Source organism: Methylobacterium sp. E-016 (genome assembly GCF_022829745.1).
In the GTDB taxonomy this organism is placed as follows: Bacteria; Pseudomonadota; Alphaproteobacteria; order Rhizobiales; family Beijerinckiaceae; genus Methylobacterium.
The window spans coordinates 1-15,032 of the sequence record NZ_JAKSYF010000033.1; the positions used below are offsets into that span (position 1 = coordinate 1).

The window sequence follows — 15,032 nt, forward strand, 5'->3', positions numbered from 1 at the left end:
GTCGGAGCCGGAGCTCACCGGGACAAGGATTGCAGAACGGCGATTGTGTGGGCACCGGGGCGAATGAATGCCGGTCCAGTGCAATCCGCTGGTATGAGGCGAACGGTGCCCCCGTCCTCAGTGCGTCCTTGCGAAGCGCGATGGGCCAAGGCAGAAGGTTGTGCTCAAGCGCAGCTTGTCACAAACGGGATGCTGCCAAATGTTTTTCCTGCACTGTCGCGGGCTTGTCTGAACTGGCTGTTGCTCGATGAATCTCGATAGCAAGTTCGCAAACTCGCTGATCAACGCTCTGGCACTATGCGCTGCATTGATTTGCGTCGTAGGCACCGGCTACATCATCAATCACGCCTTCCAGGCCCGTCGCGACGAGGACGATGCATCGGCACTCGTCACAAATGCGATTTCTGGAGACCTGATCAGTCAGCGGAAGCTCGCCGCCTGCTACGTCGAGGGATGTCCCCCGCTGCCACGCTCAGAGATCATCGGCTGTGCATGGCGGAAGATCGTCCTCACTACCGAGGGCAATCTGCCGGAGGATCAGGAGCAGCAGCGCGTAGTTTGTAGTGCGTTAAGTCAATCCGACGCGGAGATTTCCGATAACGCGAAGTCGACACTGATGCGGCGGATCGAGGCGCGTCGGGCTGCGGCGGGTGCGGAAGGACCATGAATCGCCTGAGGTACCGATCCCGCATCTTGGGTGACGTGCCACCCAAACCGCACTCGCGGTACCGCGGGATCAACAGCAAAGCGACGGCTTCCATCCGAGAGTGCGTCGGGCGCTGCTCGCATCGCTGCACCCTCGCTCTTCGATGTGATCCCGGTTGCGCATGCATGTCGTGACGGTCGCGGCTCGCAAAGGTGGTGCGGGCAAGAGCACAGTGAGCATTCTCCTCGCAGCTCTTTTTGCGCAAGCTCATCTGCGCGCGCTACTGATCGATACCGATGACGGTCAGCACACGGCGATCAACTGGGCTTCCCGGCGCTCGGGGAGCACGGCGGTACCTTCGCTGACTGCCCTGGCGGTCGAGGGAAGTGCGGATCTCGAAGCGATCCTCGCGCGCACCCGCCAGAGCGCGATCGATTTTTGCGTCATCGATACACCGGCGGGCCGCACGGCGGTTGCGGGCGTCGCCATCGCAGCGGCCGACATCGTCATCATCCCGACGAAATGCGATGGGGCTGATCGCTGGGCGGTGCGTGCGACGGCCGAGGCCGTGCTGGATCTTGGTAAGCCGTTCCTGATCGTGCCGACGGAGGTTCCCGCGCGCCGTCTTGGACGGGAAGTCTCCGACCTTCGTCGACTTCGAGCAGATCTTGCCGATCTTCAGGCGTCCGTTTGGGACGGTCAGCTGACGGAAAGACGGCGGATTAGCTACGACCTCGCGGTCGGCCGAGTGCCCAGTGAGACCGACTGGACAGGGATCACCAACACAGAATGCCTGAGCCTTTGGAGGCGGATCATGGAAACGCTGCAGATGCGCAACAGTCACGGCGAGGCGGGCCGGTCATGATGGTGCGCTTGGCACGAGAGGATCGCGGGCTTGGTATGAGCGGCAGGGCTTCGGGCATCGAAGGGTATGGTCCGCCGTTTCGCCTACCGGCTGGTGCTGAACGCACGCAAGATCGGTCTCGAACCGAGCAAGCCGCATCATTCTGGCTGGGAGCTGACGCGGACCTTTGCCCGTTGTCAGTTCCTGCGCAGCCGGGGCTGACCTGACTGATGCAGACCGTCAACGTCCTATTCGCATCCGCCGACATCGGATTTCTCCCTGCTCTCCCAGAAGGGGTCGAATGCCTGGAGGTGTTGAGCCTTGATGCCGCTGGTCTCATGATTCGCGACCAGGACGGCACGGTCGTCACGCTGCCATTAGCGCCGATCCCCTGCCTCGGCCTCCTCGCATCCCGCAACTCGGCCGAACTGATGCGACAGGTGCAGACTTGGTTCAGCCAGCGCGGCATCGGCGACGCGCCCGACGTTCTGCTCGTTGATTCCGAGCCAGCGGCGTTGATCGCCCGAGCGTTGCTGGAACGCCTGCTGACTCACACCTACGCCCTGGCACGCGCGGCAAGCCTGCATGCTCGCCACGTGGCAAGTCTGCGGACCGAGGTTGAGACCCTGGCGAGCCAGAGGGCAGGTCTCGACCGCTTCATCGGCGATCTTGGCATCGCCGAGTTGGTCTGCTCCTTCGCGACGACGGAGCCGGATTACGAAACCCAGATCGAGCTGAGCCCCGGCGTTCCCCTGCGGCAGCTCCTTCCGGTGGCGAGCACCGGATGGGCCGCCATCGACCTCGCCTGTACGGCCGGTTCGAAGCGACGAGCGCCACTGCGTGTCACACTGTCCCTCGTTGAAGAGGGGCGAGCGAACGCGATCTGGGAAGTGGCGCCGCCAACGCGGGATGGCTGGATCCGTCTCGGTCTGCCGCGCGCCTATGCCGGGCTCACCCGCACCCTCGCCCTCGTCATCGAATCTGCCTCCGAACGATTGAGCTGTACCAATCTCGCCCTGAGCGGCGTGCAGCCGCTGGTGGCTGCGCAACTCAGTGATGTCAGAACAGGGGAGAGCATCGCACCCCATTCCCTAGCCATGCGCCTCTACGCGGCGGTACCTGGGACGTCGCCGCCGCACGCGCCCGGTACTGTACTGCCAATCGGTGCGGATGTATCCAACCCGCCGCCCTACGCCCTGCGAGCCATACCCAGCGAGACCTTGGCCCAAGTCGTCGCCGACGCTCAAGGTATTGTCGACGCTCAAGACATCATGGACGATCAAGACGGCGAGGCGGTGCCCGTCAACGTCCCATCCGCGCTGCTGCACCTGCCAGATCTGCGCGCGCTACTCTGCCGACCGGGCGGGCGTGGCCATATCCCGGCGGGCTGCCCTTCGGGCGCCCGTGGGCTTACCGTCCATGCCAGTGTCCATGGCGGGCTGCCGTGCGTCCTCGACCTCGACATCCGGGTCGGCGATGCCTTGCCGCTCGATTCGGCGTCGGATGGATCGGAGCGCTATGCCCGGCAGGTCGCGTTGAGTGGCTCCCAAGCGCAGGCAGTCGTGATTCTGTTCCCCGAGCCGCTTCAGGAAGCTCAGGACATCACCATTGCGGTGAGGGCAGCTGCGGACCCTGTGCCTGAGGCGACCTGGGCGGTCCTAACGCAGTTCCGGATTTACACGTGAGCGCTTTGGCCAATTCTGGTTCGACGTCGCAGCCGACACGGTCGTCCGCGACCCGCGACGGTCAGGCGGAGAACGCGCCCCTGGTCGCTGTTATCATCCCGGTCTACCGGCAGCCGCAGTTCTTAGCCGAGTCCGTTGCATCCGCGTTGGCGCAGACACTCGCCGTCCCGTACGGCATCGTGATCGTCGACGACGGCTGTCCTCTTCCCGAGACCGCCGCACTCGGTCTCTCCTTCGCCCTGGCGGACGAGCGCGTGCGATATTTGCGCACCCCAAATCGTGGCCTGAGCGCGGCCCGCAATGCCGGCATCGCCTGCGCCCTCGCGACGTGGCCGGGCCTGCAGGCGCTCTATCTGCTCGACGCCGACAATCGGCTGACGCCGCGCACGCTTGAGCGTGGCTATGCCGCGCTCGTCGCTGATCCCGGCGCGAGTTGGATCTACCCGCAACTCAACAAATTCGGCCTGACCTGGTCGGGGCATGTGGCATGTGCGGCCACCCCCCTGCACCTTCTGTTCGCCGGGAGCTTCATGGAGGCCAGCTCGCTGATCCACCGGCGGGTGTTCGAAGCAGGCGTGCGTTACGACGAGACGATGCGGGACGGCTATGAGGATTGGGAGTTCTGGCTTCAAGCGTTTCGCCGCGGCTTCCGGGGGGCCTGCCTTCCCGAGATGGGGCTCGACTACCGGTATCGCCCGGAAAGCATGGTGCGAAGTGCTTCCCGACAACGCCCGGTCCTGCTCAATGCGCTCCGGCAGCGTCATCCCGAGCTCTATCGAGCCAGAGCCCTTCTAGAGTTCGAGCAGGCTTATCACCCGCGCTACGCACGCGTGAGGGGCGATACCGTGGAGAGTTTCACCGATCCCACTGGGTCGATCACACGGGAACAGCCAAGCGATCTCACCGCACGCCTTTGGCAGACGCTGTCCGAGCCAGAGCGGACGCGTTTGCCTCCTTACCTGCTTTGGGCTGATCCGTCGGCGTTTGACGCCCTGAGCCGAGCGAAGGTGATCCAGGGTGCTCTCCGGCGTCTTGAGGCGGCGGCGGACGCGGAAACTGGCCTGGCAGCCCTCGTCCTGCCCACCGCGATCCTTCCGGATAGCGATGCCATAGAGACCGCGGCAGGGGAGGTGGCCCTGATACTGGTGCGGACCGAGGTCTTCGCCCGCGCCGTCACGGAACCGTGCAAACGGAAGGAGAGCGGGTTCGAAGCCGATCTTGCCCGCGCGCCCCGAACTCGAATGGCGGCTCCCAAATATGGGATGGAGCCAATCAGGTCACCGATCACGGTCTTCGAGGAGGCGTCCGAGACGTGGCGGGCATGTCAGTCGGAAGGGTCAAAGTGGGAGCTGCCAACGCGCTGGCACTGGCAGACGAGGACGTTGGCCGATAGCCGCGAGTTGGTCGAAGCGCTGCGCGCGGAGATTGGAGGCGCGCCGCTGTCGAACGTCGCCCGCGGAGCTCAGCGTCGACCGTTCTGTCTCGTCGCCGACCGCGATCCACACGCGCTCGTGGATGCGGCCGAGTGGCTTCTCGGGGCAAAGCCACCGAACGTGGATCTCTGTCTCACCCTGTGTGGCGAGCCGGACAGCACCCTAGTGGAGGGGGACGAGCGCGTTGCGAGCCTCGAGATTTTGCAGTTGCCGGAGGTTGCGCCGTCCGACTTTCGCTACCTTGGTGACCCCTTCGAGTTGCCCGCGCCCGGCGCTGCTGAATGGCGAGAGGTTCGCGGATGCCTGGCAGGGTACGCGGCCATCATGGTTGGCATGCCGCGCCTGTTCCCGCTGCTTGCCGAGTGGCGTGCGGGCGGGACCCGGACGCTTGTGTATCAGCCCGCGGGCGGCGTCCACAGGGCAGATCACCGCCTGATCCTCGCCTTCGAGCATGTCATCGATCACGTCCTCGTCGCCACCGAGGCCGAGGCGCGTTGGCTCGGCGCGCGGGGATTTCCGCAGGAAAAAATCCTGGTCCGGGACGGAGGTCCGTGTCGCGTCGAGATTTTCGCGGAGACTCATTCACTCGGTGAGGTAGTGTGAGCGCCTCGCGCATCTGTCTCAAGTGATTCGCGAACCCATTCGACCTGAAACGGTTAACGGCTGCACCCTGGTCGCTCGGCTTTGGGTCTCGGGCGAGGTCCTTGTGCTTGTAGGAATGCCGCTGCTTAACGCCTTGGATCGCACCGGGTGTGGCGGCGTGGTGTTGGCAACGGACGGTGCCGTGCTGGCGATCAATGCGGAAGCCGAACGTATTCTGCAAAATGCCTTCAGCCGTACCGTCCCGGAGCTCGTGACGGAACCGGAATCCGGTCGCTCGACGATCAAGCGACTTCTCGCCCTGGGCCGGGCTCGCATTCAGCTTCAGAGCGAGAACTGGATTCTGGTTGAGCGGGCCGAGCTCCGGCCCTTGATCATGCACGCCGTCCCACTTGCGAATCCAGACGAGCACGGTCCCCACACTGTTCTGATCCTGATCGACCTCGACGCAACGCCGCAGCCGAATCAGGTTACGCTGGAGCGGATTTTCGGCCTGACGCCCGCCGAAGCCCGGCTTGCGGGTCTCTTAGCGAGTGGGGTTACCACGGCGGAGGTGGCGCAACTTCAAGGGGTGAGGGTTGCCACCGTTCGGAGCCAACTCGCAGCGATTTTCAGCAAGACACGGACCCACCGCCAGGCTGAACTCGTGACGCTGGTGGCCCGTCTATCCATCCTACCGTAGCGACGCCGACAATCGGCGACCGCCACGCACACCCAGTCGGATCCGGTCTGCGAGCGGACAGCATGGTAAAAAAAGTCTTGATTCGTGCATCATATGCATGATGCGGTGCACCCCCCATCCCGCCTATCGACGCCGGGAGGGGTGAATATTGAATGGCGCAATCAGCCAAGATCAGCGAGCGGGACGGAACGAGCGAGCGGGCGCAACGCTGCGCAGCACACCGGGTTAGCCATGCCTTCACCCTGGCGGTTCGCAGTCACGATCAGGCCGATTGCGCGTTAGAAGGCGATCTTCTCGTTCGTATCGAGCCAGTCGAGATCCGCCGGTGCCGCCGGTGGCACGTAGAGGGGCTGAATCGCGGCCGGATGCGGTATCTCTGCCGGCCGGGGCTCGTGCAACAGCACGGTCTGGGAAGCGGCGCGCGGCAGGAACGTATTCGAGAAGGCGGCCGCGATCGCCAGTTCGACCGCGCTCGGCGTCCGCGCGTACCACTCCGCCACCCGCGGACCGATCAACTCACGCGACCCGGCCGCAGCGACGAAGGCAAGGTGATCCCCGGCGCGGCCAGGCTCGGCGGAACGCATCTGCGCGACGCCATCCGCGACGAGCGCGCCGGAGGCTTCCCGCAGGGCAGGGGCGCCGAGATCGGCCTTGAGCAGTTGTCGGCTGACATCCTGCGCGGCGGAACTGAGCGCGCCGGCCTCGTCGGTAAAGGCGTGCGCCCCTGCCACGCCCACCAGGGCGGGATCCAAGATCACGAGCACCGCGTCGCTGTCCCTGACGAAGGGATAGACCCGCAGCCAAAACGGGACGTAGCGTGCAATCCAATTCCCGTCAGCGCCCACGAAGCGATTGCCCGCACCGTCGACGTCGCCGAGATAGGCAACCGGGTGCCACGCCTCGGTCTCCTGGGCGAACGCGATCGGGTACTCACGGGCGACCCGCAGGATTTCCGTGTGGATCAGCGGCACGGTGAGGCGGTCGCGGGCGAACGCGTAGGTGCCAGGGAAACTCCAGCGGAGGTTCTGCAGACGATCCGGCCGCAAGGGCACGCGGGGGAAGCTCATAGGATCGGTGCTCCGTCCGTGGTTTGGCCCAAGGTTGGGGCGGTTTGGGCGCGAGCGGTCTCCGCACGGCCGGCTTGGGCGAGCAGGCGTTCGGAGCGATGCCGGTCGACGAGGCGCTGCATATTGAACAGCGACAGATCATGGAAGGTCGCCAGTTCCGCGATGGAAAAGCCATGATCGGCCACCAGGACCGACAGGGTCTTGCGCGCGGCGGCAGCCGGATCGAGGACGCAGAACCCGTCGAGCTCCACCCCGTCGCTTCCGACCAACAGCCGCACGGGCCAATCCAGCAGAAGGCCCTGGCCGGCCAGGGCCTTCGTGAACGCCTGCGTGCGCGCAAGATCGCTGGCATAGACTTGGAGTGCATTCAGTCTCTGCGCCGCCGCCGACGAGATCGTCCTGTCGGCTTTGAACACCGGCGTACCCTTCGCTCCTTCTACTGGCGCGACAGCGTCGAACAGGACGGCGCCGCGCTCCGCCCCCTCGGCATTGAATGCGGCGCACAATGGATAGGCTTCGATCAATAGCGGATGCGGAAGACCAAGCTTCAATTCCTGACGCCACATCAGGTAATGCGGGGCCGAAATCGATAGCAGCGCGACCAGTTCGAATGTTTCGCCAGCTCTGCGCCAGACGAGCGGGTAATGGTGCGCCAGGGTCTGCGCCTCCACGACGGCGATCGGGACGTAAATAGTCTCAGCCAGCGAATCGTAGTCGGCAAGATCAAATAACAGGTGCTCGGCGCCCTGCTGCAGGGCTTGGACGGACTGGTACATGCTCATGAGCCCTCGGGATGATGTGCAAGAAGGCAAACCCCAGTCAGGCTGTCCTAGCATATGTGGTGTTGCACCGCTGCTTCAGGGCGTGGTTGATTCATCGTTAAGGCGCTTGCGCAGTCTACACGCGTAGTTTTGCCTAAATTTCGGCAGGTTTGCGGTAAACAAACCCTTGACGCGCCGCAGCGTGCAGTGTTTTAGATACGGCAGTTAAGCGCGGATTAAAGCCGCCACTGATCGAGGGGAATACCAGTGAACAGCGTCGGAGCGGCGCGCGGACAGGCGTCCGTGCGGGCGATGGAAGTTGCGCGCGGCATGTTCGCGCTGCGCTACGTAGCAACGGCCGTGTCCGGTGTCTCACCGCGTGTGGTCGTTTCTGTCGATCCGGACAATTCGGACGATGTTCGGATGCTGTTCAGTCCTGGCGCGACGCCTGGGGTTTTACGTCAGCCTGGTGATCTATGTGTGATCACAGCAGAGCGCGACTCCACCGTTCTCATTACGACATTAGGAAACGGTGGCGATCTGCCGGATGCCGTCACGTTGCAGATCGATCGACTGGATCGCGACATGTCTGCTTTTGCTGCTCGCCCGGCTCAATCCATGCTTGCTGGTCCAAGCGGGGAGAGCCAGGCTTACGCAACGCCGGCCGAGCGCGTCATTCCGCTGCGGATCGCGGCCCATGTCGAGCGCCGTGGTGATGTCTTCGTCACCGGCGGCGATTGGCTCGAGGGCATTAATGGTGCGGCGCGAATCGAGGGGTTCTCGGTGCAGTGGCCGCGCCGGCCGGCCAAGGTCGACATTTCCTATGGCTGCGCCTTGCTCGGCCTCGGGCGGATGCCGGACGTCGTTGTCGGTGAGTTCGTCGGCACCCGCATGCAGGCGCGCGCCATCAACGGTGTGTCGTTCCGGCTGATCGGTGAGGACGCCGAGGCCTACGCCCTGATCGTCGAGGCGCGTTTCAGCGATGGAACCCATATCGGCCCGACCCCGGCGCCCGTCGATCTAAGGGGGCCGACCGGCCGCGAGCACCTGATCGGCTTGCGGTTGCAACTCTCTGAGGTCGCCTCGCGTGGGCAGCGCACGTCCTTGGCGGCGGCTTCAAGCGCCGGTACGCGCACCGAAACGGCGGCCCGTAAGCCGGCACGAATTTTCCGAGCCCCGCGCGCAGCGGCGGGATTTTGAATTTCATACCTCTGATAAACATTAGAACTGCTGGGGAACTCATCAAATGGCCGACCCATATAGTGTTGCTGTAAGCCAGATTCAGGACAAAATTCTCAAAAATCCGCAGGCCAAGGGCCTCGAGCAGGCCTTGGAGAATGTGCTGTCCAAGCTCCCCAAGGGACAGGATACCACGGGACCGAGTGTGGAAGTTCAGAACGCTGCTCCCGGCGACACGATTACCTCTCCAGTTGCGTTCCTCGACACCTCGAAGGGCGGGGATGTTTCGGGTGCCGGTGCCGCCAGTATCGTCGTGATGTCGGGTGCTGGGTCCGTCACGGGGACGTTGAACAGCGCAACGGACCGTGTGGTGGTTCTCGATGCCGGCAAGGCGTCGCTCGGTGTCACGGGTAGCGGTGGCGCGACCATCCAGGCTGGATCGGGCGATGCCAGCCTCGGCGTGTTTACTACCGGCGCCTCGAGCGTGAGCGGTGGTACAGGTAACCTCAACCTGACAACCGGCAACGGCAACGTCTCTGTGGATGTCACCAACACGGCCAACGCAACAGTCAAGTCTGGCAGTGGCGATGACACGTTTGTTGGCGGTCATGGTAATGCCACCGTTGATGGCGGTTCCGGCCGTAACACCTTCACGATCGCAGCCTCGACGCCGACAACCTCGAGCGGCAAGCCGGCAGCGGTGGCGGCCGATGCGCATGATGGTTACTCGGTTAAGCTCGATGCGGCCGGACGCCTGATCCTCAATGACGGTCAGGGCCACACATCGACGCTACAGAACATCAATGTCGTCCAGTTCAGCAACGGCTCCACGGTCACGAAGGCCTCGACCACCGATGAGGCTGTGATCAGTCGGATGTACGAGGCGGTTCTGAACCGCACCGCTGATTCGGCCGGCGTTTATCACTGGTGGGATGCCTACAATTCAGGACAGATGACGCTTCAGCAGGTGGGGTCGTCGTTCCTGAACTCGGCCGAGGCGCAGTCACACGGCATTGGGCCGAACGTCGACACCACGACTTTCGTCACGAACCTCTACCAGAACCTGTTTGGACGAGTCCCTGACGCTGCCGGCATGGCGGCCTGGGGCAACGCCTTGAATTCCGGTTCGATGAGCCGGGCCGAGGTCTTGATCGCGGTGTCCGCCTCGCAGGAAGGCGCGGCCTCGACCGCCGACAGCGTGTTCGTCTCGACGGTCGGCGGCGCCGGGCTCGATCATACCCCGCACAGCTTCGACATCATTCCGGACGGCTCGCAGACCGTGGCCGGCGGCGCCGGGTTCGACGTCGTCAACTTCGCGGGCAAGAAGGCCGACTTCCTGACCAGCGTCGATGCCGACAACATCTCCGTGTTCAGTGCCAAGACCGGTGCGACCACGAACATGAGTCACGTCGATTTCGTCAAGTTCGGCGACGGCAGCGTGCTGATCAATGCGAACACGACCGAACAGGCCGTGATTGCCCGGATGTACGACGCCGTGTTGCACCGCGACGCCGATGCGAGCGGCCTGCAACACTGGTGGTCCGCAAACGAGAGCGGCGCCAGCCTGCAGGACATTGCGCACGCCTTCCTCACCAGCCCGGAGTTCCAGGCGACCTCTGGCAACCTCTCGAACGGCGCCTTCGTCGATCAGCTCTACCAGGGCATGTTCGGCCGCAATGCCGAACAGGCGGGTCACGATTACTGGACGGACAAGCTGGCGACCGGCATGTCGCGCGAGGATCTTGTCGTCAATCTTGCGAAGGCCACCGAGGCAGGGACAAGCACCGCCGAATCGATCAAGATCATCGACCATACGCACACCTACTGAGCGTAGGCCGGACGCAAAATGGGAAGGCCGGGCGCTATGCCCGGCCTTTTCGCTTTGGGAGAGCAGGACCCTATAAAGGCATGGTCGTCCTGCGTGTCATTCTCGTATAAGCTTTCTCCGAGCGGTTAGCTGCGAAGTGCAAAACCTTCCATTACGGCGGCACGGGCCAAGCTCCCGCAGGGCTGAGGGCGAGGACAGTCGCGGGTGAGTCAGGGTCAAGCCGAGTTTGTTGCCTCGCCTGAGCGAACTGTGCTGCATGTCGGCTGCGGCCTGTACGCCCCGGAGAAGCTGCATCCGATTTTCCACCACGGAACGTGGCGCGAGGTCCGCATGGATCTCGATCCGCGGGTGCGTCCGGACATCGTAGGTTCGATCACCGACCTGTCGCCTTTCCTGGACGGCACCGTCGAGGCGCTCTGGTCCTCCCACAACATCGAGCATCTGCACGACCATGAGGTGCCGGTGGCGCTCTCCGAGTTTCGGCGCGTGCTGCGGACGGATGGCTTTGCGCTCATCACGACGCCGGACATCCAGGCGGTCGCCCACGAGATTGCGCAGGGCAAGCTCGACAGCGTGGCCTACATCTCTCCGGCTGGCCCGATCACCCCGCTCGACATGCTTTACGGACATCGCGACTCGATACGGGGCGGGAACCTCTACATGGCGCACAAGACGGCCTTCACCGCCGAGCGTCTCGGACGGCTCCTGATTGAGGCCGGGTTCTCGAAGGTGATTGTGCGGCGTGGAGCGAACTTCGATCTTTGGGCCGTTGGATTAAGGCCTGACGCCGCGCCACCCGATATGTTTCTCGACAGCACGCACGAGTGATAGCAGAGCGTCAGATGGCTCTTCGCGTGCTCCTGGTTCACCAGACGTTTCCCTCGCAGCTGATCAGCGTGCTCGAAGCCTTGGAGCATCGCGACGATGTTGAACTCGCCGCGATCGGTATGAACCCGTATGCACGGGAAGGTCTGCGCTACCGGCGCTATAGTCCCGCGCTGATCGCAACAACAGGGGACATCGTCGTTGACGATTTAGCGGCGAAGGCAACGGTCGCTGCGGGAGCCGCGGCTGCGGCGCGCGCATTAAGCTATGACGGCTTCGTGCCAGACATCATCGTGGCCCACCCTGGCTGGGGCGAGGCGCTCTACCTCAAGGACCTGTTCCCGCAAGCGAAGCTCGTCTGCTACTGCGAGTATTACTATCTCCGCCAAGGGGGCGAGGTAAATTTCGACCCAGAGTTCCCGCCGGCGTCGCTTGAGATCCTGCACCGGATGCGAGCTCGCAATGCTATCACGCTGGCCAGTCTCGAAGACGCGGAGGTCTGTGTCGCGCCGACGCTCTGGCAGCGCTTCACCTTCCCGGAACTCGTTCGACCCAAGATCCAGATTATTCACGAGGGTATCGTTGTCCCGCCTCCGTTGGACCAGCGCGGTTTGGTTCCGGCTCCGGGGCGCGATCCGCATACCGTGACTTACATCGCGCGCCATCTTGAGCCGCATCGGGGATTTCACATCTTTATGCGTACCTTGCCGGCTTTGCTCGCGCGGAACCCTCAAGCCGAGATCTTAGTCGTAGGGGCCGAGCAAGGTGGCTATGGCGCGCCCCCAGAGGATGGCCGCACCTGGAAGGCGGTGATGCTCGACGAACTCGACGGGACCTTTGACGCGGCCCGGGTGCAGTTTCTCGGCACCCTCGATCGGCAGGGATATCTCGACGTTCTGAACCGCTCGACCGTTCACACCTACCTAACCTATCCCTTCGTGCTGTCCTGGTCTGCGCTCGAGGCGATGGGCGCCGGTTGCGCCATGGTCGTATCAGATACCGCGCCAACGCGGGAAGTGCTCATCCATGGTGACGAGGTGATGCCCGTCAACTTCTTCGATACCGAAGCTCTGGCTGAGGCGGTGAGCCGCCTACTGTCAGATTCTACGAAGCGCAGCCAGATGGGGAAGCGGGCTCAGCAAGCGATCCTTGATCGGAATCTCACCCGAGAGCACGGCAGAAATGGGTGGCGGGACCTCATTCTCTCGCTTTGAGCAAGGAGGCGGTGTGATGGCCGTTCACATGCATCAATCTGCTCTGCGGCATCGCATCACTTCGAGAAGATAACATCGCAGTTGCTTTAGAGCATACCCTACATCGTAGAGCATAAATAAATTTGGTTCGGTTCTCTGCTGCCTATAGCCAGCATAGTAATTTGGTAGATTTTTCGTAAAGGTGCCTCTATGGCATGTAACGCTTCAAGTTTTTAATTGAGCGCAGTGCGCCTCGACTCTCGAGGTTTCGCAGCTTAGAGCAGATCGCCCAGGTGCGGTGCATAAGTTGAATGACCGACGAAACCGACAGCCTCCGCGGCAGTGTCGTAAGGCAACGGAATTGCCACGGCAGAGTTCGGTGGCACGTTGGACAAACCATAGACAAAAGCACGAATTTGCAGCTCTGAGCGGCGTTGAAATTCAATCGAATCAGAGAAACCAACTAAAATTTGTGCGGCATCCAGGCCTGACATTCCCCACGCCGCTACTTCTTCTGACGATCCCTGACGACCTAGTGCATTCGCATAGAACGACTGGATTAGGGTGTCCGTCACGCTAGATCCGCCGTGGAGCAGGGCGAACTCAGGGGATTGAACGAAATGAGATGCAATTGTTTCAATAGGATTAAAGTGAAGCGCCGACACATGGTTGCTTAGGCCGCTCGGATCAGGCAGGCGATCGAAGGCAGCCTCATAGAGCCGGACTATGGGATTGACGAAGGAGACCACTTCCTGAGAGGTGACAATGGAGTCGCGCACCTGACCCGGCAAGCGACCAGCCGCTTCCTGCGCGAGCCAGTAATCCTGCTCCGGAAGCGACGCGGATCGTTGTAGAACGGACTTGTAAACTGCAGCGATGTCATCGTGGGTATCGAGGCGTGGTGTCGTGGGCGTGCTTACGATCGACGCACCGAGATCCTGAAGAATGGCCATGTCCAGTCCTGAGATCATCCGGGTCTGGCCGGCAGACACTCCGGTCCCGCCGAGAAGATCGCTGCTCGCAGTGTCTGCGGCGCTATTGCCGAGATGATAAAACTGCTCGCCGTTCTGCAAGGTGGTGACTGGAACGGGGCCACCATAGACAGCCACCGCGTGACTGCCTGTGAACGCAGCGGTTCCGTCCGATTGCAGAGTGACTAGGCCGTCCCAGGTTGACACCTGATCCGATGGAAGCGCGCCTGTGCTGTCCCGAAAGCCAACAACTCCAAGCCCATGTGCCATCTCGTGCGTGAGCACAGTTAGCCCATCGTAGCTGCGCGCAGGGACGGCGGAGCCATCAGTCGGATCCAGATCAAGGTAGAGGCGGCCCGTGCTCAGCATGGCGCTGCTCACGTCGATGCTGATATCAGCCGCACTTCCGTTGGGATCGATGCCACTCTGGAGCTCACTTAAAGCGCCGCTCTGCAGAAGCGTACGTCCGGCATCTGTTCCAATGGGTGTCATGACCACGGGGCCGCCTTGAGCCAGGACCCCCGTTGGCAAGGACAGAACGTTGAACTCGATCTCCAGGCTGCCCATGCCGCCGATGGTCCTAGCCCATGCGTTGACCGCCGCCGTCATATTGCTGGTCAACAGAGCGTCCTGCGACAGATGGGCAGGATCATTCAGCGTAATGGAATATGCGAACGCCATGCGTTTGGCTCATGCGAGAGTCAGCCAATATTCGGCAACTCCAGCACATGAAGTCAACACAGGTGACAACGCTAAGCGAATCTTTTGGTATCCGCCCCGCAATTAGCATGCAGGTGTGTCGATCGCAGCACTTGCGGTCGCAGGCACGTGTCGGCCGGCACGGTCAGGAATTCAACGAGACCTGACTGTCCTGTCGCCGTTCGCGCTTCGATCCTGGCATGCATACGCGGAAGCCTGGCAATCGGGTTCGTTTTAACAACCGACCGCCGTGGCAGACTCTTGGACAAACCGGCCGCCTACGCGCAAAAGGCGGCGGGAGCCGCCAAAAGGGGGGATCTGCAGCCGAGCAAGACGCTCGTGAAGCTGTTGGCCGCTCGCATGGCGGGTATGGCACCAAGGCTTGCGTGATCGCCGACGGGCAGGGCCGCGCCATCGCCTTCCGGCTGGCGCCCGGTCAGGCCCATGAACTCCCTCACGCTGTTCCCCTCCTCGACCAACTGCCGGGGGTGCCCAAATGGGTCGTGGGGGACCGCGGCTATACCAGCCACGTCTTTCGCGAACACATCTGGAATATGGGCGCTCGGCCTGCGATCCCGCCTCAGCGCCACGAAGCGCCCGTGGCCTGCCCTGATTGGAT

Annotated in this window: 12 protein-coding genes and 1 pseudogene; 10 read left to right on the forward strand and 3 right to left on the reverse strand. The window is 62.8% G+C overall.

Going from position 1 to position 15,032, the window contains the following annotated elements:
- Positions 1 to 247: 247 nt before the first annotated feature.
- From MKK68_RS02050 to MKK68_RS02070, 5 genes are all read left to right on the forward strand, one after another.
- Entirely contained in the window at positions 248 to 667 is a 420-nt protein-coding gene (locus MKK68_RS02050) for a hypothetical protein (protein WP_244028289.1), read from the forward strand.
- Between the two features lie 160 nt (positions 668 to 827).
- On the forward strand, positions 828 to 1,511 hold the full coding sequence (locus tag MKK68_RS02055) for a ParA family protein (RefSeq protein ID WP_244028291.1): 684 nt from the start codon (positions 828 to 830) through the stop codon (positions 1,509 to 1,511).
- A 209-nt stretch (positions 1,512 to 1,720) separates the two neighbouring features.
- Positions 1,721 to 3,175, forward strand: coding sequence for a DUF6212 domain-containing protein (locus tag MKK68_RS02060; RefSeq protein ID WP_244028293.1), 1,455 nt, complete (start codon positions 1,721 to 1,723; stop codon positions 3,173 to 3,175).
- The gene (locus tag MKK68_RS02065; protein ID WP_244028295.1) at positions 3,172 to 5,211 is read left to right on the forward strand and encodes a glycosyltransferase family 2 protein; all 2,040 of its coding nucleotides are present in this window, start codon (positions 3,172 to 3,174) and stop codon (positions 5,209 to 5,211) included. The genes MKK68_RS02060 and MKK68_RS02065 overlap by 4 nt, the downstream gene beginning before the upstream one ends.
- Positions 5,212 to 5,392: 181 nt before the next feature.
- Positions 5,393 to 5,890 carry a helix-turn-helix transcriptional regulator gene (locus MKK68_RS02070; RefSeq protein ID WP_244028296.1) on the forward strand — a complete coding sequence of 166 codons (498 nt, stop codon included), beginning with the start codon at positions 5,393 to 5,395 and terminating at the stop codon, positions 5,888 to 5,890.
- Between the two features lie 278 nt (positions 5,891 to 6,168).
- On the opposite strand, the gene MKK68_RS02075 is transcribed toward MKK68_RS02070, so the two are convergent.
- Positions 6,169 to 6,957, reverse strand: a complete 789-nt coding sequence (locus tag MKK68_RS02075) for a SapC family protein (RefSeq protein ID WP_244028299.1) — start codon at positions 6,955 to 6,957, stop codon at positions 6,169 to 6,171.
- Positions 6,954 to 7,739, reverse strand: a complete 786-nt coding sequence (locus MKK68_RS02080; protein WP_244028301.1) for a SapC family protein — start codon at positions 7,737 to 7,739, stop codon at positions 6,954 to 6,956. Before MKK68_RS02080 ends, MKK68_RS02075 begins: the two co-directional genes overlap by 4 nt.
- Positions 7,740 to 7,985: 246 nt before the next feature.
- Here MKK68_RS02080 and MKK68_RS02085 point away from each other — a divergent pair, with 246 nt between their 5' ends.
- The 4 genes from MKK68_RS02085 to MKK68_RS02100 all read left to right on the forward strand — a co-directional run bounded on the left by MKK68_RS02085 (position 7,986) and on the right by MKK68_RS02100 (position 12,764).
- Positions 7,986 to 8,918: a hypothetical protein gene (locus MKK68_RS02085; protein ID WP_244028303.1), complete on the forward strand. Its 933-nt coding sequence runs from the start codon at positions 7,986 to 7,988 to the stop codon at positions 8,916 to 8,918.
- 46 nt (positions 8,919 to 8,964) lie between these two features.
- The gene (locus tag MKK68_RS02090; protein ID WP_244028306.1) at positions 8,965 to 10,725 is read left to right on the forward strand and encodes a DUF4214 domain-containing protein; all 1,761 of its coding nucleotides are present in this window, start codon (positions 8,965 to 8,967) and stop codon (positions 10,723 to 10,725) included.
- Positions 10,726 to 10,929: 204 nt separating this feature from the next.
- Positions 10,930 to 11,553, forward strand: a complete 624-nt coding sequence (locus MKK68_RS02095) for a class I SAM-dependent methyltransferase (protein WP_244028308.1) — start codon at positions 10,930 to 10,932, stop codon at positions 11,551 to 11,553.
- A gap of 14 nt (positions 11,554 to 11,567) precedes the next feature.
- Positions 11,568 to 12,764 (forward strand): glycosyltransferase, encoded by a 1,197-nt coding sequence (locus MKK68_RS02100; protein WP_244028310.1) that lies wholly within the window; start codon positions 11,568 to 11,570, stop codon positions 12,762 to 12,764.
- 254 nt (positions 12,765 to 13,018) lie between these two features.
- Here the strand turns inward: MKK68_RS02100 and MKK68_RS02105 are convergent, their stop codons facing one another.
- Positions 13,019 to 14,395, reverse strand: coding sequence for a DUF4214 domain-containing protein (locus MKK68_RS02105; RefSeq protein ID WP_244028312.1), 1,377 nt, complete (start codon positions 14,393 to 14,395; stop codon positions 13,019 to 13,021).
- Between the two features lie 320 nt (positions 14,396 to 14,715).
- Here MKK68_RS02105 and MKK68_RS02110 point away from each other — a divergent pair.
- Positions 14,716 to 15,032: pseudogene (locus MKK68_RS02110) on the forward strand (transposase); the annotation flags it as partial.